18 protein-coding genes and 2 pseudogenes are annotated in these 25,406 nt (G+C 67.5%); 6 read left to right on the top strand and 14 right to left on the bottom strand.

Going from position 1 to position 25,406, the window contains the following annotated elements; all coding sequences use genetic code 11:
• Positions 1-12 precede the first annotated feature (12 nt).
• Positions 13-2,277, bottom strand: a complete 2,265-nt coding sequence (locus D7X99_RS25565) for a PAS domain-containing sensor histidine kinase (protein WP_121780083.1) — start codon at positions 2,275-2,277, stop codon at positions 13-15.
• A gap of 396 nt (positions 2,278-2,673) precedes the next feature.
• Between D7X99_RS25565 and D7X99_RS43205 the strand changes: the two genes are divergently transcribed.
• Entirely contained in the window at positions 2,674-3,381 is a 708-nt protein-coding gene (locus D7X99_RS43205; protein ID WP_199756366.1) for a hypothetical protein, read from the top strand.
• A 63-nt stretch (positions 3,382-3,444) separates the two neighbouring features.
• Here D7X99_RS43205 and D7X99_RS25570 read toward each other — a convergent pair.
• The 3 genes and pseudogenes from D7X99_RS25570 to D7X99_RS25580 all read right to left on the bottom strand — a co-directional run.
• A pseudogene (locus tag D7X99_RS25570) lies at positions 3,445-3,882 on the bottom strand (thermonuclease family protein); the annotation flags it as partial.
• The gene (locus tag D7X99_RS25575; RefSeq protein WP_368667797.1) at positions 3,879-5,573 is read right to left on the bottom strand and encodes a hypothetical protein; all 1,695 of its coding nucleotides are present in this window, start codon (positions 5,571-5,573) and stop codon (positions 3,879-3,881) included. The gene D7X99_RS25575 and the pseudogene D7X99_RS25570, both read right to left, overlap by 4 nt.
• A gap of 12 nt (positions 5,574-5,585) precedes the next feature.
• Positions 5,586-7,610, bottom strand: coding sequence for a hypothetical protein (locus D7X99_RS25580; RefSeq protein WP_171805323.1), 2,025 nt, complete (start codon positions 7,608-7,610; stop codon positions 5,586-5,588).
• Positions 7,611-7,802: 192 nt separating this feature from the next.
• Here D7X99_RS25580 and D7X99_RS25585 point away from each other — a divergent pair, with 192 nt between their 5' ends.
• Both D7X99_RS25585 and D7X99_RS25590 read left to right on the top strand, forming a co-directional pair.
• Complete coding sequence (locus D7X99_RS25585) at positions 7,803-8,576, top strand: alpha/beta hydrolase (RefSeq protein ID WP_121780061.1); 774 nt, start codon at positions 7,803-7,805, stop codon at positions 8,574-8,576.
• Between the two features lie 10 nt (positions 8,577-8,586).
• On the top strand, positions 8,587-9,165 hold the full coding sequence (locus D7X99_RS25590) for a DUF2378 family protein (protein ID WP_233613719.1): 579 nt from the start codon (positions 8,587-8,589) through the stop codon (positions 9,163-9,165).
• Positions 9,166-9,168: 3 nt separating this feature from the next.
• Here the strand turns inward: D7X99_RS25590 and D7X99_RS25595 are convergent, their stop codons facing one another.
• Entirely contained in the window at positions 9,169-10,329 is a 1,161-nt protein-coding gene (locus tag D7X99_RS25595) for an acetyl-CoA carboxylase biotin carboxylase subunit family protein (RefSeq protein WP_121780063.1), read from the bottom strand.
• Positions 10,330-10,458: 129 nt separating this feature from the next.
• Here D7X99_RS25595 and D7X99_RS42900 point away from each other — a divergent pair, with 129 nt between their 5' ends.
• Positions 10,459-10,605, top strand: coding sequence for a hypothetical protein (locus D7X99_RS42900; protein ID WP_158616640.1), 147 nt, complete (start codon positions 10,459-10,461; stop codon positions 10,603-10,605).
• A gap of 127 nt (positions 10,606-10,732) precedes the next feature.
• Here D7X99_RS42900 and D7X99_RS25600 read toward each other — a convergent pair whose 3' ends face one another.
• The 9 genes and pseudogenes from D7X99_RS25600 to ettA form a co-directional block, all read right to left on the bottom strand.
• Positions 10,733-11,053 carry a hypothetical protein gene (locus tag D7X99_RS25600; protein WP_147476261.1) on the bottom strand — a complete coding sequence of 107 codons (321 nt, stop codon included), beginning with the start codon at positions 11,051-11,053 and terminating at the stop codon, positions 10,733-10,735.
• Between the two features lie 173 nt (positions 11,054-11,226).
• A complete protein-coding gene (locus D7X99_RS25605; protein ID WP_147476262.1) occupies positions 11,227-11,523 on the bottom strand; it encodes a hypothetical protein in 297 nt (98 codons plus the stop codon).
• Positions 11,524-11,538: 15 nt separating this feature from the next.
• Complete coding sequence (locus D7X99_RS25610) at positions 11,539-18,324, bottom strand: RHS repeat-associated core domain-containing protein (protein WP_158627068.1); 6,786 nt, start codon at positions 18,322-18,324, stop codon at positions 11,539-11,541.
• Positions 18,325-18,513: 189 nt separating this feature from the next.
• The gene (locus D7X99_RS25615) at positions 18,514-19,293 is read right to left on the bottom strand and encodes a putative metal-binding motif-containing protein (RefSeq protein WP_233613721.1); all 780 of its coding nucleotides are present in this window, start codon (positions 19,291-19,293) and stop codon (positions 18,514-18,516) included.
• Between the two features lie 90 nt (positions 19,294-19,383).
• A pseudogene (locus D7X99_RS44700) lies at positions 19,384-19,620 on the bottom strand (hypothetical protein); the annotation flags it as partial.
• Between the two features lie 488 nt (positions 19,621-20,108).
• On the bottom strand, positions 20,109-20,894 hold the full coding sequence (locus D7X99_RS25620) for a zinc metalloprotease (RefSeq protein ID WP_233613723.1): 786 nt from the start codon (positions 20,892-20,894) through the stop codon (positions 20,109-20,111).
• Positions 20,895-21,070: 176 nt separating this feature from the next.
• Positions 21,071-21,367 (bottom strand): hypothetical protein, encoded by a 297-nt coding sequence (locus D7X99_RS42410; RefSeq protein ID WP_147476263.1) that lies wholly within the window; start codon positions 21,365-21,367, stop codon positions 21,071-21,073.
• Positions 21,358-21,678, bottom strand: a complete 321-nt coding sequence (locus D7X99_RS25625; RefSeq protein WP_121780069.1) for a hypothetical protein — start codon at positions 21,676-21,678, stop codon at positions 21,358-21,360. The genes D7X99_RS42410 and D7X99_RS25625 overlap by 10 nt, the downstream gene beginning before the upstream one ends.
• 127 nt (positions 21,679-21,805) lie before the next feature.
• Positions 21,806-23,485, bottom strand: coding sequence for an energy-dependent translational throttle protein EttA (gene ettA / locus D7X99_RS25630; protein WP_121780070.1), 1,680 nt, complete (start codon positions 23,483-23,485; stop codon positions 21,806-21,808).
• A 187-nt stretch (positions 23,486-23,672) separates the two neighbouring features.
• On the opposite strand from ettA, the gene D7X99_RS25635 reads away from it, so the two are divergent.
• Together D7X99_RS25635 and D7X99_RS25640 are read left to right on the top strand one after the other, a co-directional pair.
• Positions 23,673-24,614 carry an ABC transporter ATP-binding protein gene (locus D7X99_RS25635; RefSeq protein ID WP_121780071.1) on the top strand — a complete coding sequence of 314 codons (942 nt, stop codon included), beginning with the start codon at positions 23,673-23,675 and terminating at the stop codon, positions 24,612-24,614.
• A gap of 26 nt (positions 24,615-24,640) precedes the next feature.
• Positions 24,641-25,402: an ABC transporter permease gene (locus tag D7X99_RS25640; RefSeq protein ID WP_121780072.1), complete on the top strand. Its 762-nt coding sequence runs from the start codon at positions 24,641-24,643 to the stop codon at positions 25,400-25,402.
• The last annotated feature ends 4 nt before the right edge of the window (positions 25,403-25,406 follow it).

Genomic DNA, 25,406 nt, shown 5'->3' on the forward strand with positions numbered 1-25,406 from the left:
AGAGCGGCCCTTTCAGTCCCGGGCGGGCGGCCGGCGAGGCAGCTGCACGAGGAAGGTGGTGCCGTCCCGGTCGGAGGAACGCACGCGCAGCCGGCCGCCATGCGCATCCACGATGTGCTTCACGATGAACAGCCCCAGCCCCAGCCCGTGGGAATTGCGGTGGCCGTCCTGGGCCTCCGCGCGCTTGAGGGGTTCGAACAGGTGCGGCATCAGGTGCTGGGGAATGGGGCGCCCCTGGTTCTTCACCGCGAGCGTCACCGCCCCCGGCTGGCCGCGCAGCCACACGCGCACCGGGCAGTGGGCATCTCCATAGGCGAGCGCGTTGTTCACCAGGTTGGTGATGACCTGCGCCAGCCGGTCCGGGTCGCACCACAGCCGGGCGCCTCCCCGCCCGGCCACCTCCAGGCGCCGGTCCGGGTGGGCCTGCTGCACCTCGTCCACCACCTGGCGCACCAGGTCCAGGAGGTCCACCTCGCGCGGGTCCATGGGGATGCCGCCGCCCAGCCGGGCCTGGGTGAAGTCCAGCACGTCGCGCAGCATGCGGTGCGCGCGATCGGCGCTGGAGAGGATGCGGGCCACGGCCTTCTGGTCGCGCGGGTCGGGGTCCTCGCGCCGGGCCAGCGTCGTGGCGGCCATGGTGATGGCGGAGATGGGGTTGCGCAGGTCGTGGCCGACGATGCCGATGAGCAGCTGTTCGAACTCCGCGCGGCGCTTCGCGTCGGCTTCCGCCTCATGCCTGCCGGTGACGTCCTGCATGGCGCCCACCATGCGCACCGGGCGGCCCTGGAGGTCCTTCACCACGCGGCCCCGGTCCTCGACGAAGGCCCACGTCCCATCGCCCCGGCGCATCCGGTACTCGGCCACCCAGTGGCCCTCGTGGCTGTCGAGCGCCGCCCGCAGCTCCCGCGTCACCCGCTCGCGCTCGTCGGGGTGCAGGCTGGCCGTCCACCACGCCGTGTCCATGACGGGCGGCCCCCGGGACGTGTCCAGCCGGAGGACGCGGGGCGCCGATTCGCTCCAGTGGATTTCATCCGTCACCAGGTCCCAGTCCCAGATGATGTCGCGGGTGGCCAGGGTGGCCAGCCGGTAGCGCGTCTCCGACGCACGCAGCTCCTGCTCCGCCCGGCGCCGCTCGGTGATGTCCAGCGACACGCCCGACACGCTCACCACGCGCCCGCCCACGTCGAACACCGGCAGGAGGCGGACCTCGAACCAGACGCCCATCAGGTACAGCTCCGTGGACAGCCGCTCCCCGGCCAGCGCGCGCAGGATGACCTCCAGCACATCCCGCCGGTCCCGGAACACGTCGAAGACGGAGCGCCCGTGCATCACCCGGGAGGGCACGGACGTGGACGTCACGCCCTCGCCCTCGAAGAGGGTGAACACGCCCTGCGCGTCGAAGGCCCACAACACGACGGGCAGCTGCGTGAGCACGCGGTGGAGCTGCTCGCGGGCCTCGTCGCGCTCCTGGCGCAGCGTGCGCGTGGAGGTGATGTCCGTGGACACGCCACACAGGGCCCACGACTCGCCCTGCACGACGCCGGGCAGGGGGAACTTCATCGTGTGGTAGAGGTGCGGCCCGTCGGGTTGGAGCACCTCCTCGTCGAAGACGAGTGGCGTCTTCGCCGCCAGCACCCGGCGGTCGTTGTAGCGGAAGCGCTCCGCCGTCTCCCGGGGGAAGAGGTCCAGGTCCGAGCGCCCCAGCACCGACTCGCGCTCGTGGCCAGAGATGGTCTCGAAGGGGCGGTTGATGAAGAGGTACCGCCCGCTGGCGTCCTTCGCGTAGATGGCGGCCGGGGCGTGGTCGAGGATCTCCTGCAGCCGCCGTTCGCGGGAGTTCAGCGCCTGTTCGTGCTCATGGACGTAGTGGGCCACGGCTTCCGTCAGGCTCCGGTCCAGCGCGCGCCACAGCGTGCGCAGCTCGTCCGTGCCGAGCGGCCGGTGGGACACATCCAGCACCTCGAGGATGGCCTCGCGCAAGAGGCCGTACTCCTCCACCAGCGTCTCCACGCGAGCGCCGGCCTGGAAACGCCGCAGCCCGAGTTCCCGGGCATGGGCCCAGACCGCCCCCGTGGACCACGTCTCCACGGCGCCCTCGCGGAGGACGAGCACCAGCGCGTCCACCAGCTTGATCATCCCCTCCAGCCGGTCCTGGAGCTCCGAGGGTCTGCCCGGGGGATGAGACCCCAGCCGTGCGCTCCAGCGCCGGAGGATGTCCTCGCGCCGCGCCTCCACCAGGTCCGCGAGCGAGTCCGTCGTGGAGGCAAAGGGGTTCATGGCGACGCCCCGGAGGCACCGGTCGGACAAGGCAGGCCGCCTGCTGTGGGAAGAGTGAATGTCACCGTACCCCTGCTCCCGGGACGTGGCTGGAGTGGAGGGAAGATAGACATCCCGCGTCACGAAATGGATGGGGCCCGCGGGACGGGGTGGGGTGGGTTGCCCACCTCTGGGATTGAACCCGGGGACATGGCGGGCGGCCATGGGAGGCCTCCGTGAACCGCTGGGCGCCGTCAGGGTCCTGGGGGAGACTGACTCCCAAGAACACGGGAGGCAGCAGGTCATGGCATTCGCGGAACGCAGGACCGGCGGGCAGGGTGCGCACACGCTGGCGACGGGGCGGTTGCCCCCGAGGACGTGGACCCGAGTACACGTCCAGAGGGGCGAGGGCCGGTCATGAGCACGACCCAGGCGGTGGATCCACTGGAGTCGCTGGCCCGGGGCCCCGTGCGCAGCGTCTGGGAGGTGCTGGAGGCGATGAGCATCCTCATGCGCCGCCGCAACGAGGGCTTGCCGCTGAACCTGCCGCTGGTGTCGCTGTTCCTGTGCAGCGGGCGTGAAATCACGGGGCTCGTCCGGGAGTACGGCGAGTTCCGCCAGGGCCGCGGCGTGCTGCTCATCACCTCCGGGGGCTACGGCTCGCGCGGGGAGAACCTGGACGTGACGTTCGTCCCGGACGGCGTCATCGAGGCGCTCACGCTGCACGACGCCACGGTGCTGGACACGCCCGCGAAGTCGATGCCCGAGTCCTCGCCCATGCACCTGCGCCGCCACCTGCCCGCGCTGGCCGACAAGCTGTCCACCGCCTGGGGCGCGAAGGTGACGGCGGAGTTCGGCACGGCCGCGGAGCTGGAGCAGGAGGCCCACATCCAGCCCCTGGCGTGGCTCGTCGAGCGCACCGGCGAAGTGCTGGCCAAGCTGGCCACGACACCCGACGTGGGCGACGTGCTCCGGGAGCGGGTGCGCAGGGTGCGGCTGTCCGTGGGGGACGACTTCGGGGCGAGGCTCTCGGATGGCACGCTGGCCCTCACCACGTCGCGCCGCCCGGCTGCCTGGCCGCTGGAGTCGGAGCTGGCCCGGGCGGTGATGGACACCTTGCCGTAGGGTGGACGCTGGCGGGCGCCGGCCCCGGGGACACGGCGCCGGGCAGCGGCCCCACAGGCCCCGGCGTGCGCGCCGGGCCTCCAGCTCCAGGGCTTCGAACTCGCCGCGCCGAGAGGTTCCGGCCGGCGGGATGAACAGCGTGCACGCATAGCCCCGTTGCACGAGCAGCGCGTTCACGTCCTGGCCGTCCACGGACACGTAGGCGAGCCGCCGCCCGTAGCGGTCCGTGCACGCCTCCGCGTCCCGCAGCCGCACCGTGCGGCCCTCCACGAGCGAGCGGTTGAACTCCGTGGCCTCCTCGCCGAAGCAGTCGTCGTGCCCCTTCGTCGTCTCCGGGGTGTCGGCCAGCAGGTAGCGGATCCGCTCGCCGTCCTGGAGCACCACCGTGTCCCCGTCGATGACCTTCGTCACCACGCCCGTGCTCGGACCGCACTCCCCTTCCCCGCCACCACAGGCGGACAGGACGGCGAGCAGCATCCACCCCACGACAAGCGTCCTCATCGCGCGCACGTGCGGTTCTCCCGCCCCGGGGTGCCCCGGTCGCCCGTGCCGTAGGTCACGCCGTCGGGCGTGGGACAGAAGGCCCCGGCCGCGTCGTTGCCGGCGGCGTCCCGCACACGAGCATCCAGCTGCGACGACACGCCGGGGCTCGCGGCGCTCGTGAAGGCCACCGAGTCCAGGACGGTGCCCTGCGCCGACAGCTTGAGGCCATGGGCCCCCGCGCTGTTGCCCAGGCCGAACGCGAACGTGCCGAGCACCGAGGGCAGCCCGCCATTGAGTGAGGCATCGTCGCTGCGCGCGAGGACCGCGAAGCCTCCTGCCTTCATCGACAGGCACAGTGGGGACTCCAGGACGGAGCTGCCCGACTCGTTGGCGAGCGTCACCCCGTTGAGGTCCACCTCGCGCAGCGCGAGCACCTCCACCCATTCCCCCTGCGCATCCGGGACGGCGGCGGGGTCGGCCATGAACTCGGTGAGCACCAGGGAGCCCACGGTGGGAGCTCGGAGCGCACGGGTCTGCCCCGTGGTCCGGTCGATACAGCCCGCCTGAGCCGTGCCCGCGTCCGTTGCTGTGCACACGCGATTGGTCCGTCCCGGCGTGCCCAGGTTGCCCTTGTCACCGTAGGCCTCCGTGGCCGCGCACCAGGACGCCGTGACGTCGTTGCCCTTCGCATCGGCGGTGAGCGGCGCGGACACCTGGGTGGCCACGCCGTCCTGGGCCGGGCCATACAGCGCGCTGTCGATGAGCACGCTCCCCGCGCGCACGGCGACCACGCCGCCCGCGTTGCGCAGGTCCACTGAGAACGTTGCCAGCGGCGCCGGCAGGCCGCCGTTCACCTCCGGCTCCCGCCTTCGCGCGAGCAGCGCGGACTCTCCGGCGGCGAGGGACAGACAGCGCTCCGACTCCAGTCGTGTACCGGACGTGTCCGTCCCCACCGTCAGTCCATTGAGGTCCACGGGCACGGTGGCGCGGACCTCCAGCCACTCGCCCACGGTGTCGTCGCCTCGCGGGTTGGCCATCACCTCGATGATGATCAGCTCTCCGGGTCGAGGGGACTGGACCTCCCGGGGAGAGACCGCGCCCGGTGGCAGGCACGTCGCTCCGGAGGTCACTCCGCCATCCGGCAGCGAGGGGCACGGCGCGTTCGCGACGCCTGGACTGCCCGGCGCATCGCACCAGCGCGACAGGCCGTCATGGGTCCGGGCCGAGCCCGACTTCGCGGGCGCTTCGAGCACCACCGAGTCGAGCACGCGCGTCCCGCACCGCAGGCCCAACAGGCCCGCGCTGTTCCCCAGCGCGCCGAGCGCATCCCCATAGGTCTGGTCCACATGCTCGGGCAGCGCTCCCTCGCGCACGTCGCCCAGCACGACGAAGGCCCCCGCGTCCACCGGCAGGCCCGTGGTGAACGTGTAGACCCGCTCCTGTGCCGCCTCGTCGCGCGCGGTGAAGAGCGTGACGCCCAGCAGGTCCACGGTCTCCCCGGTGGGGTTGTGGAGTTCCACGTACTCCTTCCCCGTGTCCGCGCCCACGGGGTCGTTGAGGTACTCCGTGATGACCAGGTCCCCCGGCAGCAATGCATCACAGGCCGCTGGCTCCTCCTCCCACATGGGCAGTCCGCACGCCCCCATCCACCCCAGCACCCATCCCAATCCCAACCGCACGCCCCATCCCCGCACTGCCCAAGCCGCCACACTCCGCTCCCTTCAGAACCGCGTCTCCACTTCCAGCGCGAACAGGTGCCGGGGCGCATCCGGCGGCGTCCGGGCCCCTCTCGCGTCCTTCAAGTCCACGACCCACGCGTACCGGGCCCGTGTCGTCACGGCGAACGCCGTCCAGCTCGCATCGAGCGTGGCGCGGAACGCCTGCTCCAGCCGGTTGCGCGTCGACAGGTCCTCGTCCTTCCACACGGCGCGGCCGCGCAGCCTCACGGCGTCGCAAGGCCGCACCTGCGCCTCCACCACCGCATGCGCGTCCTCACGCACGCCCTGGTTCACCGGATCATCCACGCGGGCATGCGCGTACTGCGCGGCCACGGACACGGCGTCGTGAAGCTCCGCCTTCACCCGGGCCGTGATGCGCAGGAGCGACCCTGAACAGGGGTCCTCGCCCGAACCGTCGAAGCAGTCGCCCGACACGCCCACGTCCTTGTCCCGGTACTCTGCCCACAGCGACGGTTGGAACAGCGCGTGCGCCCGCCAGTCCACCCGGGCCGAAGCCCGCAGGTTCACCGTGCCGGCACTGCCCACCGCCGCGCCGTCGGCGGGCAGCGTCCACGCATCCACCTCACCGCGCAGCCGCAGCGCGCCTTCCACGCGGTGCAGATAGCGCACGCGCGCGCCCACTTCATTTCGCGCCCGTGAGCCCTCCAGTTCGTCCGGGCCGGACATCGCGCCTGTATAGGGATTGGCGAAGCCGCGTCCGTAGGCACGCAGCGACAGCTCCAGTTCCTTCGACGTGTCCGCCACCACCGTGCGTTGAAGCGCGCCGTAGCCACCTCCTCCGCCCGGCGCCGAATCGAACGTACGCGCCGCTTCCACGAAGAGGTCGACAGGTCCCAGACCCCACGCGCCATCCACACCCACCGCGCCGAAAGCTCCGCCCGCCGGGTAGCCCGCAGTGGAACGGAAATCGAGCAGCGCGCCCTCCACGCTCCACACGGGCCGAGCGCCCCAGGCCGTCACTCCGACCTGTGCCCGCCGGGTCCACGCCATCGCCGCGTGGCCACCTCCCGCCCACTCGTGGAACACGCCGGGCAGCGCGCGCGACACCACGCGTCCCATGGGCGAGCCCGTCCCCGCGAGCCACACCGCTGGCGCCTTGCAGGCAGAGCCCGCGCAGGACGTCCGCTCCATCAGGGCATGCGAGAGCAGCGAGCGGGACTGGTACGAACCGAAGCCCGTCACGGACACGCCCGAGGAGGTCCGCACCGTGCCCACCACGCCCCGGAAGCCTTCGTCCCACTGGAAGTCCGGCGTCACGTCCGCGTCGCGCTCCTCGGGGGTGCAGGCGCCTTCTCCCAGGAAGCACCAGCGCTCCACGCCGCCCGGCACTCGCACGGCATCGTCGGGCAGGAAGCCGTCCGGCGTGGGCAGTCCGGTGGTGTCCAACGTGAGCCGCTGACCGAAGCCCAGCCGGTACGAACCCACCAGCACGGAAGCCCGCTCGCCCGTCCACTGACCGTGGAACTTGGGCACGACCACCGACACACCGGGAGCCTCCGCCACCAGCGCTCGCCGGTTCGCATCCCGGTGCACCGCGCCCAGCCGGCGCCGCGTGAGGGACGTGAGCAGTCCCACGCGCCATCCCTCCGGCCCAGCCACGCGCACCTGGAGCGCCAGGGGAGGAAGCACCGGATCCGACGCGGCGAACGCCGTCAGCAGCCGCGCATCGCCCGTCACCCGCTCCGGCGCGGAGGTCGTCAGGAAGGGCGCCAGCCGTCGCCGCTCCTCCTGCGTCAGCGTCCCTGAAGCCTCGAACCCATCCACGCGCGCGTACGTCAGTCCCGGCAACGCATAGAGCGAGGCGCGCGACGCATGCGCCGGATCCACTCCCGAGCGCCGCAGCACCATCAGCGCGGACAGCGTCTCCGCCGTGATGGCGCCGTCCTCCCTCAGCGCGAACAGCGCCTGCTCTCCCGTGTCCTCGGGGTCTACCTCATAGGTCGCGCCGAGCACCGTGAAGGGAAGACCCAGCAGGAACAGCCACACGCAGACGAGGACGGAACGCACGCGGCGGGCCCTCTGCACGAGCGGGACCACCCTTCCCTACAGCGAAGGCTCTACGCGCGGTCCATCCCTTCCTCGGACCCGCCGTCCAGGCCAGGGACGGCGGTCCACGCTTGCCGCGTCGCGTGGGGCGGTGCGGCTATGCTGCGGTGACATCCTCGCGAGGCCGGTCCCGTCCGGCCCCAGAAACAGCGCATGGGCTACGTCCACATCCTTCGCCACTTCCCCTCTCCCCAGGAGGGCTTCAACCGCACCGTCCGCATCTACACGCCGGACGCCTACGACTCCTGGCAGGACCACCGCTTCCCGGTGCTCTACATGCACGACGGGCAGAACGTCTTCGCGCATCCGGAGTCCGCCGTCTTCGACACGTGGTGCGCCAACCGCGTCGCGGAGGAGGGCGTCCAGGCGGGGCGGCTGGAGCCGTGGATCATCGTCGCGGTGGACTCGGGCCCCGGCCGCTTCCAGGAGTACTCGCCGTGGGACGAGCCGCGCAACGGCGTGTCCGCGCGAGGCGAGGCCTACGGGCGCTTCCTCGTGGAGGAGCTCAAGCCGTACGTCGACCGGACGTACCGCACGCGTCAGGGCAGCCAGTGGACCGGCGCGATGGGCTCGTCGCTGGGAGGGCTCATCTCCCTGTACCTGGGATGGAAGTTCCCGCAGGTGTTCGGGCGCATCGGCGCGCTGTCGCCCACGGTGATGTGGAGCCAGGGCCGCCTGTTCGACGCGTGGCGCGAGCACAGCCAGCGCTGGACGCGCATCTACCTGGACGCGGGCGCCACGGAGTCCATCCACGCGGGCGGCATCCCCCTGGACTACGGCCGGGGCACGCGCGACTTCTTCCACCACCTCAAGGGCCTGGGCTACGGAGACCACGAGGTGTCGCTCGTGCTGGAGCCCGGCGGCGAGCACCACGAGAAGGACTGGCAGCGCCGGCTGCCGGGCGCCATGCAGTGGCTGCTCGGGTGAGTCCGCTTCCGTGACACGCCGGCCCCGCTCGGTGCCGCCCGAACAGCGGCAGGTCTATGTGCAGGTCGTGGAGGGCCTGCTCCAGCACGGCCTGAGAGGCCAGGTGTCCCCCCGCCTGCGAGAACGGCTGCGCCAGGCGGGCGTGGACCTGGACCGGCCGCTGTTGCCGCTCTACCCCGTGCCCCTCTGGGGGCGGTGCCTGGAGATCGTCGTGGAAGAGGTGTACCCGGGCCTGCCCCCAGCGGAGGGCTTCGCCCGGCTCGCCCGGGCACACGTGGAGGGCTACGGGGCCACGCTGCTGGGGCGCGCGGTGATGAGCGTGATGCGCGTGCTGGGCCCCCGGCGCATGGTGCAGCGGCTGCCGGAGGTGCTGCGCGGCACGGACAACTACACGGAGGTGACGCTCGTGGAGCGCGGCCCCGCGCACTTCGAGCTGCACTTCAACTCAAGCCTCAAGGGGCCCGGCTACGTGGAGGCCCTCTTCGAGGCCCTGCTGACCGCGGGCGGAGCGAAGGCGCCTCGCGCGACGAAGCTGTACGACGACGGCGAGCGCACCGAGTACGCGCTCACCTGGACGCAGGAGCCCTGAAGCTCACGTCGCCTGGATGAAGCGCACCGCGTCCTGCATGGATTCCGTGTCCGTGTGGCGCGTGAGGTACATCTCTTCACCCAGCAGCGAGTGGTAGATGGGCGGCAGCTCGCGGTGCACGAGCAGCGACTTGCCCAGCCGTTCGACGATTTGCGAGTGGGAGTGCTTGTAGCGGCGGCCGTGACGGCGGGCGCTGTGGCAGACGTGGTGGCGCGGGATGGCCTGGAAGTCCGCCACCGGGTCGCCCGTCACGACGCGGGCATAGAGCCGGTACACGTCGATGTCGCACGTGTAGTTCATCATGTCCGTCATGAAGCCGCCGGGCGGGCGCAGGTTGGCCTCCAGCACGACGAAGCGGCCGTCTGGCAGGCGGAAGAACTCCAGGTGGAACCAGCGCTCGCGCAGGCCGAACGCGGCGACGACCTGGCGGCCCAGCACATCGAGCGCGGCGGGGATGTGCTGGAGGCTCCAGAAGGAGATGTCACGCCGTTCGGTGACGGTCTCCATGCCGCCGTCGCTGTATTCGTGGCTGAGGTTGAAGACGATGACGCCGTGGCGGTCCACGATGCCGTCGTAGGTGACGATGGTGCCGCGCACGAAGGGCTGCGCGACATAGGACGTGGGCAGCGGGTGGGCGAGAGCGGCGTCCACCTCCGCGTCGCTGGCGACCTTGAACGTGTGAGCAGCGCCCACGCCCACGTCAGGCTTGAGCACGAGCGGGTAGCCCACGCGGGCGGCGAAGGTCTTCACCTGGTCCGCGTCGCGCACGCGCAAGAGGTCCGGGTGGGGGACGCCGGAGGCGTGGAAGACCTCGGCCATGCCGGACTTGGAGCGCAGCTTGAGGATGTCCGAGGGCTGGAGGCCGGGGACATGGAAGTCCTCGCGCAGGCGGGCTTCGACTTCGAGCCAGGACTCGTTGAGGGACTCGATGCGGTCCATGCGGCCATGGCGCCAGGTGAGGTAGCCGGTGGCGCGCAGGAGTGCGTCGTAGTCGGTGAGGCTGGGGACGAAGAAGTATTCGCGAAGGGACTCGCGAAGCTCCTGGCGCAGGGACTCGTAGGGGGTGTCGCCAATGCCCAGCACGGTCACACCGCGCTCGCGCAGCGCGGCGGCGAAGTGGAAGTACTGGGAGGGGAAGTGGGGGGAGATGAAGACGAAGTTCATGGCTCCTGGCGGGCGAGTCCTCCGCTGGGGTGGACCATAGCGGCCCCGCCCGCGCCCTAGAAGCCCGCTGGGGAACAGTGTCCACCAGCGGCACTCGCACGGAGGGCCTGCACCGGGAACACTCGTGGCATGGCGGAGGATTCCAAGGCGTTCGCACAGGCGCGCGAGGCGATGGGAAGGCACACCATCCCGGAGCTCATCGACCTGCTGGAGAGCGAGGACGTCCGCACACGCTTCCTGGCGGAGATGTGCCTGAGGGACGCGACGTCCACCTGACTCCACTTCCAGCCCGCGGGTCCGCGGGCCGAAAGGGAGTCAGCGGTGAAGGAGTGGCGCGACTGGTGGGCCGCGCACCGGGACACGTTCAAGAAGCGCTGGGGTGAACGGAGCGGCGGCTGACGACCTACCCCGGGTCAGGCCGAAGGTCGCCGACCCTGCCCGCCTGAACGATTTCCTGGATGGCAGACACGATGCGATCCCTCGTGATGGAAGCGACGACCACGAGATTCCGCTCAAGAAACACCCTGCCGCCCTTCAGCGCATCCTCAACATCCTGGGTCAAGCGAGCCGGGTCGTACACGGTGAGCGTGTACCGACGCCCCTGAATCACCGCGACGACTCCGGAGAGCCAGCCTTTGGCTTCAACCTCCCAAGCGTAGTCCTCGAAACCGGGAGGGATCTCCAGAACGATGTTGCTAATCGCTTGCACCTGATGCCCTCGCACGCGGTTATGAACTGCTCCTGGGTGAGACTCACATCCTCCGCGGGCATGATTTCGTAGTGGGCCGGATCCGCGCCCCGCCCCCTGGGAACAGGGGGTGGGGCACGAGGAGTAATATGTACTCAACCTGGACATGCGAGGACCCGGGTTGCCAGCTCAGGCGCTGGTCAAGGAGCTCACGGAACGCCGAGGAGGCGCTCTACTTCGTTGGTCGCCAGCGCCTCGACCTTCGCCAGTTCGATCAAGCGCTTCGGCTCAACCCGCTCGCGCTGCCAGCTCATGAAAAGGGGCAGGTACCACAGCAGCGAGACCACACGCCGCTCGAGAGGACCGCTCCCACCCAGATCCATCCGCTTGAGCATCGTCAACAGGGCGTCAGCCTTCGCGGAGTCGAAGTTTCCCATCCGGAGCTGGACCAGAAAGCCATCCTCGTCGGACCACGCGGCTTCCAGCTCTTCTTGTGCTTGGCTCATATGCATGGGGAATGCCTATCTGATGATGGCTTCGGATGGAATGGCGTCTCGGACGAGCACTTCCTGCATCTTCCTTGCCCAGTTGGAGAGCATGCCGCGCTCCATCCCGGGGATGCCGCCACTGACATCAACGACCTCGCCGCTCACCTTCGACAGATCGATCTTGACATAACCGTGTTGACCGAAAGTGTCCCTGGCGATTGCTTCGCTCTTCGTGGTCGAGATCCACTGGGACGCCTTCTTGCCAGCCACATGCGAGGCCACGGAGTTCCCTGCCCCTGGAGCACGCGCTACGAGACCAGCGGCGGCATCCTCGCCCGCAGCCAAGCCTCTGTAGACGATTTTATCGGCCCCATTTGCGGCTCCCTTCGAAACCAGCGATGCGCCTCGCGAAACAACGCTCGCGAAACCGGTCGCCATTCCATAGATTGCCGCACCCGTCAGCAATGAATTACCAAGAGCCTTAGCGACTCCCGAGCTGCACTGCCCCAAACCGCCAGCAGTGCACGCAGGCTTCACCTTATTGACGCTTTCCCCTGCGGTCACGAAGGGGATGAAGTGATTGATGGTCAGGCTGGTCGCGGCGAACGTACTGACGGGAGCGTAGTGATCGTATGTCTGGGATGCCTCAAGCAGGTTGCCGAGGTGCATTTTCGCACTCGCCCTGAGGAGGTGACAGTCTACAGAGATGCCGCAGGACAACTTCTCCGAGTCCAGCGCTCCCGAGACAGTGTTCAGCACGGACGTCGCACTGGAACGGTAGGGCGCCGAGCTCTGGCCCACGTCATTCGTGTAGTGCCCCGCCGGCGCCACCTTCGCGTCGTCCAGGGCCGCCACACTGGGCACCCGCAAGTCCACGCTGGGCAGGAAGAGCGTGGCCCCCGGAGCGAGCATGTAGCGCTCCACCAGGCTCATCGCCAGGCTCTGCATCGACGTGGAACCGCCCGAAGCCCCGTCCCAATGGCTCACCAGCGTTCCCCCGTAGGGGACGAAGCCACTGGGGTCGGTGTAGCGGGTCGGGTTGTTCAGGACGTAGGAGTACGCGTTGTACGCCTGGACCGAGCCGGGATTCGCGACGACCGGATCCACGCTGAGGAACTTCATCAGTCGCGGGTCGTAGATGCGCCCGCGCATGTTGATGAGCCCCAGCTCGTCGTCGTGCTCATGACCCGTGTAACCCTTCCGTGCGCCCGGATGGAAGGCGTTGGAAGCCTGCGCCAGGTTGCCAGCGTTGCGACGCGCGCCGAAGGGGTCGTACTTGATGCGCTCCACCACCGCGCCTGATGCGTCGGTGACCGTGTCCGGGCTGCCCTGACGGTCGTTGAGGAAGTAGCGCACGTTCTCCGTGCTCGCCCCCTCATCCCAGGACAGCTCTCCAATGATCCCCTCGGGGCTGGGGATGCTGAGGACGTGCGTCGTCGTCAGCCCCTGCGTGCGGCGCTGGTAGAGGCCCCCCACATAGAGCACGTCCTCCTGAGCGCTCTTCTTCCGAACACGAGCTCCCGACGCGTCGTAGCCGAAGGCCACCGTGTCGCCCGCAGTGGTGATGCTCTTCGGCAAGTCAAACGAGGTGTAGTCGACCGACCGGACGAGAGCACCCGTCGCATCCCGCGACGCGAGCTGGTTTCCCCGATGGTCGTACTCATAGGTGAACGAGTCGCTCCCGAGCTGCGCCTGCTTGACGGCGTGGGGCCCGCCGCTCGTTCCGCCGCTGTAGTTCAGCAGCGCGGACGGCTCCCAACCGGTGATCGGCGAACGGCTGAGCAGGTTGCCAAGGCCGTCGTACTGGAACTGGGTCTCCAAACGCTGGCAGTCCTGCAGCACCCGCCACCACTCCAGCCGGTCGAGCACGTCGTAGGAGAACTTCTCAGTCACTCCCACCATCAGGTCATGTCGCGCGGCCAGGTTGTCATTGGCCGTGTACTCGTAGGCGAGCCGCTGGACATTGACGCCATTGCGCTTCGCCTCCAGGAAACGTAGACGCCCCCGGCTGTCGTAGCGAGACTCCCGTTCGACACCGTTGCCGTACCGCGTCTTCTTCAGACGGCCGACGCTGTCCCGCTCAAGCGCTGACCAGTAGGTCGTGAAGGCGCCCGTCCGATAGATGCTCGAGAGCGCGCCGCGCGCGTTGTAGGCGTAGCTGGTGGACACCGGCTGCCCGTTGAGCATGACGGGATAGGTGAGCCGGCTCAGCCGGCCGAAGTCATCGAACTGTCGGCTCACCACCAGCGAGTTGCCCGCTACGTCTTGCAGGGTGTCCGTCTCGCGACCGAACTCGTCGTAGATGTGATGCGTGGTGACGACCTCGAGCGGCCCACCCAGAACCGTGCGGGTCGCCTTCGTCAGGCGCCGTATCGCGCCCATCCCCTGGTCGTACTCGTACGCCAGTTCCTCCTGGTTGTTCTTCGCGCTCAGGACACGCCCCAACCGGTCCCGCTCGTACGTGGTGGCAAGCAGCCCCGCCATTCCGTCCAGGCCGTCCGCGTCACGCTTCACCTCGCCGAAGGCGTTGTACCGGTAGGTGCGCGTTCCAGATCCCGGATCCACCGACCGATCGAGCCGTCCCTGGGCGTCGTAGACGTTCAGGCTGCGATTGCCTTGAGGGTCGTCCGTGGTCTCCAACCGGCCAAAGGGGCCATAGCCGTACGCCATGGTCGCTTCCTTGGCCGTCCCCACGGCCTCGGTCGCCGTCACCATCAGGCCCCGGAAGTCGAAGACACTCTTCTTCTCCAACCCCAGCGCATCCGTCACGGACGTCTGGGTGGAGTAGGCGGTCGGAACCGTATAGGCGAGGCGCTCGACGAGCGTCCCCGTCGGGGAGGAGATGCCGTCCCCCATGCGACGCACGGTGAGACGATTCAGGGCGTCGTACTCGTAGGACTCCCAGGTCGGGCTCTCGGTGCTGGTCCGCGGAGCCTCCAGCTTCCCAACGCGTCCGTGCGCATCGTATTTGACGCTGGAGACCACCGTCTCACCGTCAAACCGTGGCCCCTGACTCGAAACCGGCCGGCCCATCGCGTCGAACCGGGTGATGGTTTCAGTCAGGGTCCCCACACCCGTGGCCACCTGCGTGCGCTGCTGCAACAGGGCCCCGTTGCGCTCGTAGAACGTCCGGACGACGGACTGGTCACCTGGCGCGACAGAAGGCCCACGGTAGAGCGAAGTGACCACGCGCGGACGGCCGAAGCCGTCGTACTGGAAGCGCGTGTGCACACCGTTGGGATCCGCAGCCTGCGCGAGCACGCCCAGCCCCAGATGGTACAAGTACTTCCAGGTCGCCCCTTCCGCATCAGTGGAGGAGATCACCTGCGTCTGGTCGACGTCGTCATACGTGACCGACTCGGAGCGTTTGACGCCGCCCCCCTCACGGTCGACGCTGCGGACCAGTCCGCGCGAATCCCGCAGGAAGGTCGTCTTGAGATAGGATTCGGAGGTCTCCGGCGGCAGGCTGCCCTCGCCGCTGCGCGAAGGCTCCAGTTCCACGATCTCAACCTGCCCACGGCCGTCGAACGTGAACGTCTGCGTCCGCACGTTGGCCGCATCCGCTCCGCCCACGCAGCCGACCGCTGGCGACCTGGAGCAAGACGTCCAGGAGCTGGCCACGGACCAGGTGCCCTGGGGCCTCCACATCTCCGGGTCGAAACCGAGGGCGCCCACGGTGGTGACCTGCTCCACCTGCTCGGTCTTGTTGGCGCCATGGACAAGCTGGGTGCTCTTGACGGGCGTGCCGTACGCATCAAGCTCCGTGAGGGTCTCCGTTTCAGAAACCACCGTGACGGTGCCGCCCTTGATCTCCTTCACCGTCTCCACGAGCCGGCTGGCGTACTGCCGGTAGGTCGGTGCATACGTCGCCGGACTCCGGCTGTAGGTCCACGTCCGCTGCGTCTGCTGCTTCGCGCCCCCATTCAGGGGCACCTCGACGGTCTCCTCGCGCGGAAGATGCGCCAGGGGAGCCGCCGCCCTCCTGGGGTAGACAATGTTCGAGTTGTACTGGTGGCCGACCGGCTCTCCCTCCAAGGAAGTGTTCTCATAGACCGTCGTCGTCCGAGCCCCGGTCAGCTCATCCACGACGACCCGCGAGCCAAAGCCAAGCCACCCCAGCCCCTGTGTATCGGAGCGCCCGTCCCGATAGAGATAGCGCCAGCTCCGCTGCTGCTGTTCATTGGAATTGAGCGACATCCGCGAAACCACGCGCATCGACTCGGGCGCCAATCGCAGCCAGGGCCTGAAGGGGGCATTCAGCACCTCCGTCGTGTAGAACGGCTCGCTGGGCGTGACGTTGCCGTGGGGATTCGATTGAGAGAGCGGAGCGTACTCGAACGAATAGTTCAGGCCCGAATAAAACTGATAATTCATGACCTGGGTGTTGCCGTGCACCCGCTTGAGTACATCAATGGCCTTGGTGCGCCGCGCGACCTTCAGCGAGTTCCCCTGGCGCCAGGTGAAATCGAGCAACCCATCGTTGTTGACGTCAATGACCTGGGCCCATTCCGCATTGTCGCCACTGGGGACCACCGCCGGAGACACCAGGGTGCCGAAGTTTCCTTGAGTCCCTGCGAGCAGGAACTGAACCAACTCCCCATTCTTGAAGATGGCGAAGTCTACCCGTCCATCGCCGTCGAAGTCCCCGTGCTCCGTCTTGGCCCCAATCAGGCGGCTGGCAATGTCCCCAGGCAGGGCAAGCTCACGGGACTCGGTGAACCCCGCCCCGGTGTTGAGCTGCACCGTGAGCCGAGGAGCCGTATCGGAAGAACTCCTCAAGCCCAGCATCACCGCATCCGAGAGCCCATCGCCATTGACATCCACGAAGTCGAAGGTCGAGGCATAGACGTCGGGCACCAGCAGGGGAAGCGCCGGAGGCTTTCGGATGGTGGTCCGAAACGCGTCCATCGTTGGAGACACACTGGTCCCGCGATCGTGATAGGCGAGCCCCTCCAGAAAGGTGTTTCCATCAGGGCCCGTCCCCAACATGATCATCTTCCCGCTCCCATCCAGGTCCACTGCCCGCAGGCCGAACCGAGACGGCTGGAAATAGCCGACAGGGGATTCGTTGGGCGCTTTGCCAGACGCCGGCATGGCAACCACGCGGCGCTTGGCAGGAACCATCGAATCGGCATCCCCCGTCAGATCGATTTCGTGCTGACCCGTCCACACGAGATCGTTGCGGCCGTCACCATCGACATCAAGCCAGTACTGGAAGTTCGGCTCGGAGCCAACGGCCAGGAATTCATCCGATCCCATGCGGCTGTGGCCATACATAGGTGCAAAAAAGAGAGAACTCTTTGGCACGCCCCACTTACACGACAGCGACGTGACCGTGGAACGGCCCGTGCCATCCCAATCCGCCACCAATGGAAAGAGATTGCGCTGAGCACGGTTTCCGCAGTAGTCCCCAGGGTCATTGTCTCCGAAAATGGCATCCCAGATGTCGTCGGCCCAGTTCGTCGCCGCGATGTTGAAATAGGGGTACCAGAGAGCTCTGCCCGTGACGTTGGAGACCGTCAGCGTGGGTGATGCGGCGTCCGGGAACTGCAGCAGGCGCATCGTGTCCTCCCAGATCTGCGCCGTGAAGCCCGTCGTCGTGCCGACCCTGTCGGTCATCTCAAGGTCTTCCTCAGACATCTTCTGGGACTTCACAAAGTACGCGAGACCCTGGCGGCCCGCGCCCAGCCCGAAAGCATGCACGCCCACACCCTGGGCCGCGTCGCTGACGTTCTGAGCCGGCGGGTACTCAAATTCCCAAGAGCCCTGCTCCCAGTCGAAGCGCACTGGCGCCTTGCACACGTTCTTCCCGTCGCACTCTCGAAGCTCCGTCAGCAGGCTCCGGTTGCTCGTCTCGCTCGGGTGGTAGGTCAGACTGTAGGAGCGCAGCACCACGGTGGGCGGAGAACCCGAACCGGTGGCGATTCCGGGCCCCTTCATGTCGATGCCCGTGAGACGGAAATCTCGGCCGACCTTCACGCCCGCCAGGTATCCATTGAAGACATCCGTCCTCGGCCCATAGTGGAACTTGACCTCGCGCGTTCCGGGCTCGAGCGTTCCGGAGTCATTGTGAAGCTGCGTGTAGACAATCCGGTCAGGCCGATGCCAGGCCCCAGGCTCGGCGCCCACAGGCGCTTGGTCGTAGAACACATCCATCCGGTTTCCGGGATGGTCTTCCACGGCCGCGAGCGCCCATGCGAGCTTGACCGTCTTGCTCTCCGTCACCTGGATGCCGCCGTCCGGTCCCTCGCCCAGTTTCTCGTAGAGGCCCTGGATGAGGGCGTCTTCACGCGACAGCGTCTTCCCGTAGGTCCGGATGAGGCCGTCACGTCCCCGGACCTCGAAGGTCGTCGGATCCTGGGGATCCGATTCAGCGGGGATGCGAATGGAGGCGTAGCTGTCATGCTCGGTCTTGAAGGAGCGCGGATCGTTCTCGGACGGAACGAGCCGGACGCCGTCCAGGCAATACGTCCGGGTGTAGCGGTCCCTCACGGGCAACGCCATGTCCGGAGAGAAGTCGATGGCGATGGTCTTCTCGTCTCGCGCGAAGGAGTTGGGGCACAGGCTGATCTGCGACAGCCCGGACAGGTTGAAGCCAGGGCCCAGGAGCCCGTCGCTTCCCTGGCTGTCATAGACGATGGAAAGCGAAGGCTGGATGCCCGCGCGTCCCGCCGGAACCCAGAGGGGCACCGTCACGGAAGCGGAGCCATTCTGCGTCACATCCGCCACGAAGGGGGTGATGCCCGGCACGTCCCCTCCGGAGGTTCCTGTGTCGAGGATGGTGTCCGGCCCCAGCTCGAAGGGGATGCTCGCCGACACGACTCGCGAGCGTGCCCTGGACAGGCCGTCAGTGCCATCCGAGGAGGTTGGCTCGGGAAGGCAGCCCCCGAGGAGCTGTGCACCGTAAAAGAACAACGTGAGTCTGGCCGCGAACCGCTTGCGGCGCTCTGGAGGTCGTGAGGAGTGGCTCATAGGGAAATACCGGTGCTGGAATGGAATGAGGGATTGCTATTGGCAGACGGACTGTTCGCAGACGCTGGACTCGTCCACATCACCGGAGCAGTTGTTGTCGATGCCGTCACAGAGTTCAGCGGCCCCTGGTTTCATGTCGCTCCGCGTGTCGTCACAATCCCCTGAGACCCTTGAGGTGTTCGGAGGCTGTCGACACGCCAGTTCTGCCCCCCAGCTGGCGCCGACGCCGTCATGGTCCCGGTCGGGATAGAAGGTGATCCAATCCGCTTCGTCACTCGCGTCGTCCGCGGAGCCGTTGCAGTCATCGTCCACGCCATTGGCGCATAGCTCCTTGGACGGAGTGCCCGGGGTGCACCGACCGTAGTTGCCCCACTCACAGACCACCTTGGGCGGCTTGCCGTCCTGGCCCTCCACGGTCTCGCACAGTTCGCCGCAGGCCGGCGCCGAGCGCATGCAGACCCCCTGGCCACAGGTGATGGGCGGGACGTCATCCACCTTCCCATTGCAATCGTTGTCCTCGCGATCGCATACCTCTGGGCTGGGGGTGCCCGGGGTGCAGGTCCGCTCCACGCCGTTGACGCACGCCTGGACGGATGCAGCGCAAGCGCCCACGCCGCACTGCTTGATGGCGCCCGGCTTGACGGCCGCATTGCTGTCATTGCAGTCGGTTGCGTTCGTCACGTAACCGGCGGGACGCCCACAACTGTCGATCCAGTTGTTCGGCGCCCCATAGCCGTCCCCGTCCGCGTCCCGGTAGAACCTGGAGACCTGCCAGACGGACGCATTGGAGTCGTTGCAGTCGAGGTTGTTGGTCACCCAGCCGAGGCCGAGGGGGCACCCCTGAATGCTAGCGCCCGCGCCATAGCCATCCCCATCCGCGTCCCGGTAGAGAGTGCGCAGCAACCCCTCGTCGATCTTTCCATCGCAGTCATTGTCGACACCGTCACAAACCTCCGGCTCACACTCCGGCGGCGGAGGACAGTCCGGGCAACCGCTGACCTCCTCTGGAGGTGGTTCCGAGGGATTGGCGGCAAAGCCAATCGAGGAGACGAGGGTCACTGTCAGGAACAGGAGGGTGGACAGCAAAGCCTCATATCGGCCAAGGCTCCGCCCACTCACGCGAATGCATGATTTTCGTGTCATTGATTTCTTTCGCTCTTGAGCTGAACGGAGGCCGCGCGGTGTGCGCCTGGGTCAGGCTGGGCTCAACCGGTTCGCAATGGGGACTGCTACAAGGAGCCTCTCCGGCGCCTCTAGGAACACGGAAGGTTGTTAGCAAAACATGGGCCAATACCGCAGCCCGTCTTGTTCCAAGCGCTGAGCGGCTCCCACCGTCGCGATTCGGGTTGCCCCATCCCGCTTCATGGACGCCCCCGGTCCAGACTCCCAAGGTCGAGCTACGAGACGGAGCCCTTCACCGTTCTGCTTGCAGCCAGGGGCGCAACGGCCCCACAGGGGCATGCCGCCTGCGGGCACGGTGAAGTCGAGCATGGAGCCCAGGGATGCGAGCGGTGCGTCCACAAGCGCATCGCGGGCGCGACTGGTGGGCCGCGCACCGGGACACGTTCAAGAAGCGCTGGGGCGTTCGGAGCAGCTGACGGCGGCATGCCACCGTCAGCCTCCTGAGTTCGCTACTGCGCCAGGTCCGGGCGGTAGGTGGCCAGGGTGCAGCGCATGCGCTGGACCTGCTCCGCGCTGAAGCCGGTCATGCAGGCGTCGTCCGTCAGCTCCATGTAGTTCTGGATGGGGACCGGCACGCCGCCGCAGCTGGTGATTCCCGCGGTGCACCCCTTGTGAGAGGTGGCGTTGGGCAGGGTGTCGCAGATGCGGTCTCCGGTGGTGTAGCAGTCCGGCGCGGTGGCCGTGCCGCATCCCGAGTAGTACGTGTGGAACAGGCCCAGGTAGTGGCCCACCTCGTGCGTGACGGTCCGCCCGTTGTGGTACGGCACGACGGGCCCCACCCGTCCGAATGCCAGCCAGTTGATGACCACCCGGTCTTGCGGCTGACCCACGGCGCCCGTGGGCTCCGCGGGGAGGAAGGGCACGTAGCCTCGCGAACCGCCGGCGCTGTTGGTGTAGATGTTCACGTAGCGCGTTGGATCCCACGCGGTGCTGAGCCAGTAGCTGCCCGTGTCCTGGTACCAGGTCGTGTTGCAATAGCGCTGGATGCCCGTGGTCGGATTGCCCAAGGGGTCCACGGTGGCAAGGAAGAACTCAATCTTGCTATCCACCCCACTGCCCCCCGGAGTGCCAGTCAGCGCGCGGAAGTCCTCATTGAGGACCGCAATCTGACTGTGGACCAGCGCGTCCGACACGTTGCCAGTCGTGCACGCGGTGTCCGCGACGACATGGACAACGACCGGGATGCGCCGCACCGCCACGGGCAACCACTGAGGGCCGGGGACGGTCGAGTCCATGGAGCAATCGGAGGCGGAGGGAGAAAACTTCGCCACAAAGGAAGGCGCAGGCTCCGGGGCGGCACAGCTGTTGGGGGCGGCGCCGGACAGGAGCGCCAGAGCATGACCAACCATCATGGAAAGAATTGTCATTTGAACCCAGGATACCTTGGGCTCACGCGACTGGCGCCACCACTTCAGACGAGATGTCCGCCATTGCAAGCGGCAACGCCTCGTCCCACCCAAGGCTTCAAGTGTTCATTGAATTCTTGGTCGCTCATGCCGCCCTTGCCGACCCTCCACCACAGCCCCGACTCCAGCAAGGCCCTCAGAGGAATGGATGGAAATGCCCGCTTGAAATAGAAAACAATCACAGAATGTGAAATCCCATTTTCAAGCATGCCGCCAAGCAACTCCGCGAGTTCCACTGGGGTCAGCAGCTTCTCTTTCGCACGAAGCACGTTCAAGACATCCTCATCGCGCATCAAGCCCATACAATCTCCAAGACGCGAGCAGAACCGATGACTCGAGCCCCCGCATGCATCGGAATCTCCATCCCCTGAGCCACGTGCAGCCAAGGCTCGGACAGAAGCGGCTCGATGACGGCCTCCTTCTCCTGTCCCGGAACAAGCGGTCCGGCGTCATCCAATGTGACGAAGCCGCCGTCCAATGCCATCTGGCCATCATCGGCTCTGCTTCCAATGTTCCAATTGGGCCTGAACTCTTTCCCCATGGGGCCCTGGGAGCCGCCCTCTTCAGGCATCAAGAGTCTGACCACTGCACGGATGAGCAAACGCTGTCGCATGGCACTCTCCTGTTCGTCACATTTCAGGTGAGCACAAGACTCTCGTAACTGCGAAGCCAAAGCCATCCACGCCGCGCGTCCTCCGCCCCGGAATCACTCACAGGGCGGAGCACAGCACCGACAAATCTCAGCCCTTCGTCAGCGGGCGGTACCGGATCCGGTGCGGCTCCAGCGCGTCCGGGCCCAGGCGCTTCTTCTTGTCCGCTTCGTAGTCCTCGAAGTTGCCCTCGAAGAAGAAGGCCTTGCTGTCGCCTTCGAACGCCAGGATGTGCGTGACGATGCGGTCCAGGAACCAGCGGTCGTGGCTGATGACCACCGCGCAGCCCGCGAAGCTCAAGAGCGCGTCCTCCAGGCTTCGCAGCGTCTCCACGTCCAGGTCGTTCGTGGGCTCGTCCAACAGCAGCAGGTTGCCGCCGGCTTTGAGCATCTTCGCCAGGTGCAGCCGGTTGCGCTCGCCGCCGGACAGGTCCTTCACCCGCTTCTGCTGATCCGTGCCCTTGAACGCGAAGCCCGACAGGTACGCGCGGCTGGGCACCGTGCCCGCCTTGCCCAGGTCGATGAGGTCCAACCCCCCGCTCACCTCCTGGAACACCGACTGCTCACCGTTCAGCGAGTCGCGGCTCTGGTCCACGTAGGCCATCACCACCGACTCGCCAATCCGCAGCTCGCCCGCGTCCGGCTTCTCCGTGCCCGTCATCATCCGGAACAGCGTCGTCTTGCCCGCGCCGTTCGGACCAATCACGCCCACGATGCCGCCCGGCGGCAGCTTGAAGTTCAACTCGTCGATGAGCAGCCGGTCGCCGTACGCCTTGCGCAGCCCCTTCGCCTCCACCACCAACCCACCCAGCGGCGGACCTGGCGGAATCATCACCTCGCCCGTCACGTCCCGCTTCTGCTGCGACTGGTTGAACAGCTCCTCGTACGCGGCGATGCGCGCCTTGCTCTTCGCCTGACGCGCCTTCGGAGACGCCCGCACCCACTCCAGCTCGCGCTTGAGCGTCTTCTGACGGTGGCTCTCCGACTTCTCCTCCAACTCCAACCGCTTCTGCTTCTGGTCCAGCCAGCTGGAGTAGTTCCCCTTCCAGGGCACCCCCTCGCCGCGGTCCAGCTCCAGGATCCACTCCGCCACGTTGTCCAGGAAGTACCGGTCGTGCGTGATGCACACGATGGTCCCCGTGTATGCCTTCAGCGCCTGCTCCAGCCACGCCACGCTCTCCGCGTCCAGGTGGTTGGTGGGCTCGTCCAACAGCAGCAGGTCCGGCTTCTCCAGCAGGATGCGGCAGAGCGCCACGCGGCGCTTCTCACCGCCGGACAGCTTCGTCACGTCCGCGTCGCCCGGAGGCAGCCGCAGGGCGTCCATCGCCATCTCCAGCGTGCGGTCCAGCTCCCAGCCGTTCGTCGCGTCGATGAGGTCCTGCAGCTTCGCCTGCTCGGCGAGCAGCTTCTCCATCTGCGCGTCGTCCATGGGCTCCGCGAACTTCGCGCTGACCTCATTGAAGCGATCCAACGCCTGGCGGATCTCCTTCAGACCCAGCTCCACGTTCCCCTTCACGTCCAGCTTCGGGTCGAGCTGCGGCTCCTGCGCCAGGTAGCCCACCTTCACCGTGGGGTCCGGCTTCGCGATGCCGAAGAACTCCGTGTCCACCCCCGCCATGATGCGCAGGAGCGTGGACTTGCCGGAGCCGTTGGGGCCAATCACGCCAATCTTCGCGCCCGGGAAGAAGGACAGGTAGATGCCCTTGAGGATGTCCTTGCCGTTCTTGACCTTGCGCAGGTCTTGCATCGTGAAGATGAAATTCTGGGCCATGGCGGAAGGCCTCCTGGGATTCGCCGAAACGTGAGCGGGGCCAGCGGATAGCAGGGAGCCCCATCCGGCTCAAGGCGCCTGCGTCAGCGCCGTGTCCGGTTGGACGGGGCGCGTCACGCGTCCAGGAGCGAAAACGCCTGCTCGCTGACCAGCGAACCCAATTCGAAGGTGTTAGAGGAAGCGCCCCATGTCCGAGCCCACGACCCCCGCCCTGGAGCTGAAGGGCCTCTCCAAGGCCTACGGAAAGTTCACTGCCCTTCACGCCGTGGACCTCACCATCCGCCCCGGTGAAATCTTCGCCCTCCTGGGCCCCAACGGCGCCGGAAAGACGACCCTCATCGGCAGTGTGTGCGGCCTGGTGAGGAAGTCCGCTGGCACCATGAAGGTCTTCGGCAAGGACCTGGACGTGGACCCCACCGGGCCCCGCTACCAGGTCGGCCTGGTGCCGCAGGAGATCAACTTCGACCCGTTCTTCTCCGTCGCGGAGTCCCTGCGCATCCAGCAGGGCTACTACGGCCAGCCCCGCGACGACGCGCGCATCGACGAAGTCCTCACCGCCTTGAACCTCCAGGCCAAGAAGGACTCCCTCACGCGCGCCCTGTCCGGCGGCATGAAGCGCCGGCTGCTCATCGCCAAGGCCCTGGTCCACAAGCCCAAGCTCGTGTTCCTGGACGAGCCCACCGCGGGCGTGGACGTGGAGCTGCGCCGCGACCTGTGGACGTACGTGAAGAAGATCGCCAGCGAAGGCACCACCATCGTCCTCACCACGCACTACCTGGAAGAGGCCGAGGAGCTGGCGGACCGCGTGGGCATCATCAACGAGGGCCGCCTGCTCATGACCGAGGACAAGGCCTCGCTCCTGCGCCGGTTCGGCGAGAAGCGCCTGGTCGTCACCTTCGCCGAACCGCAGGCCGCCATGCCCGCCGCGGGCGCGCGCTTCGCCGCGAGCCTGTCCACCGACGGCCGCACGCTCACCTACGTGGAGCGCGACAACTGCGCGCCCTCCGGTGAGCTGCTCCGCTCGCTCTACGCGGACGGGCTGCCCATCTCGGAAGTGGAGACGCGGCGGTCGCGCCTGGAAGACGTGCTCATCGAAATCCTCCGTGGCCGCCCCTCGCAGGCCGCCTGAACCCCCGCTCCTTCGAAAAACACCCCATGAACGTCCTCGGGATGCAGACGCTGTTCGCGAAGGAGGTCCGGCGCTTCATGCGCGTGCCGGGCCAGACCATCCTGTCGCCCCTCATCAGCACCACGCTGTACTTCATCGTCTTCGGCTATTCGATTTCCGGCCGCATCCACGAGGTGGAGGGCCAGCCGTACCTGCACTTCATCGTGCCGGGCCTCGTGTTCCTGGGCATCGCGAACAACGCGTTCCTCAACAGCTCCTCGTCGCTGTTCATCACCAAGATTCAGGGCACGGTGGTGGACCTGCTGGTGGCACCGCTGGGGCCCGGTGAGCTGATGGTGGGCTTCATCGGCGGCGCCATGGTGCGCGGCCTGGTGGTGGGCCTGCTGACGTGGATTGTCGCGGCGGTGTTCTCCGGCTTCAGCCTGGAGCACCCGCTGGCGACGCTCTACTTCCTCATGCTGTCCAGCTACGTGTTCAGCGTGCTGGGCATGCTGGCCGCCGTGTGGGCGGAGAAGTTCGAGCAGATCAACTTCTTCCCGACCTTCGTCATGCTGCCGCTCACGTTCCTGGGCGGCGTCTTCTACTCGGTGCGCGAGCTGCCCTCGCCGTGGAACCACGTCAGCCTCTTCAACCCCATGGTCTACATGGTGGAGGGGCTGCGCTACGGCATGCTCGGCAGCAGCCTGTTCTCGCCGCTCGTGGGCGGGGCCATCCTCGCCCTCACCGCGGCGGTCGCGACGGGCGTCACGTACGCGGTGCTGCGCTCCGGCTACAAGATGAAGGCCTAGGCGT

The sequence above is a fragment of the Corallococcus sp. AB032C genome, from assembly GCF_003668935.1.
GTDB classification, from domain to species: domain Bacteria; phylum Myxococcota; class Myxococcia; order Myxococcales; family Myxococcaceae; genus Corallococcus; species Corallococcus exiguus.

Excerpts from the sequence above, each read along its gene's own strand:
- D7X99_RS25620 (WP_233613723.1), bottom strand. The coding sequence starts at position 20,894 with ATGGACTCGACCGTCCCCGGCCCTCAGTGGTTGCCCGTGGCGGTGCGG.
- D7X99_RS25635 (WP_121780071.1), top strand. The coding sequence starts at position 23,673 with ATGTCCGAGCCCACGACCCCCGCCCTGGAGCTGAAGGGCCTCTCCAAG.
- D7X99_RS42410 (WP_147476263.1), bottom strand. The coding sequence starts at position 21,367 with ATGGGCTTGATGCGCGATGAGGATGTCTTGAACGTGCTTCGTGCGAAA.
- ettA (WP_121780070.1), bottom strand. The coding sequence starts at position 23,485 with ATGGCCCAGAATTTCATCTTCACGATGCAAGACCTGCGCAAGGTCAAG.
- D7X99_RS25605 (WP_147476262.1), bottom strand. The coding sequence starts at position 11,523 with ATGAGCCAAGCACAAGAAGAGCTGGAAGCCGCGTGGTCCGACGAGGAT.
- D7X99_RS25625 (WP_121780069.1), bottom strand. The coding sequence starts at position 21,678 with ATGCGACAGCGTTTGCTCATCCGTGCAGTGGTCAGACTCTTGATGCCT.
- D7X99_RS43205 (WP_199756366.1), top strand. The coding sequence starts at position 2,674 with ATGAGCACGACCCAGGCGGTGGATCCACTGGAGTCGCTGGCCCGGGGC.
- D7X99_RS25595 (WP_121780063.1), bottom strand. The coding sequence starts at position 10,329 with ATGAACTTCGTCTTCATCTCCCCCCACTTCCCCTCCCAGTACTTCCAC.
- D7X99_RS25640 (WP_121780072.1), top strand. The coding sequence starts at position 24,641 with ATGAACGTCCTCGGGATGCAGACGCTGTTCGCGAAGGAGGTCCGGCGC.
- D7X99_RS25565 (WP_121780083.1), bottom strand. The coding sequence starts at position 2,277 with ATGAACCCCTTTGCCTCCACGACGGACTCGCTCGCGGACCTGGTGGAG.
- D7X99_RS42900 (WP_158616640.1), top strand. The coding sequence starts at position 10,459 with ATGGCGGAGGATTCCAAGGCGTTCGCACAGGCGCGCGAGGCGATGGGA.
- D7X99_RS25585 (WP_121780061.1), top strand. The coding sequence starts at position 7,803 with ATGGGCTACGTCCACATCCTTCGCCACTTCCCCTCTCCCCAGGAGGGC.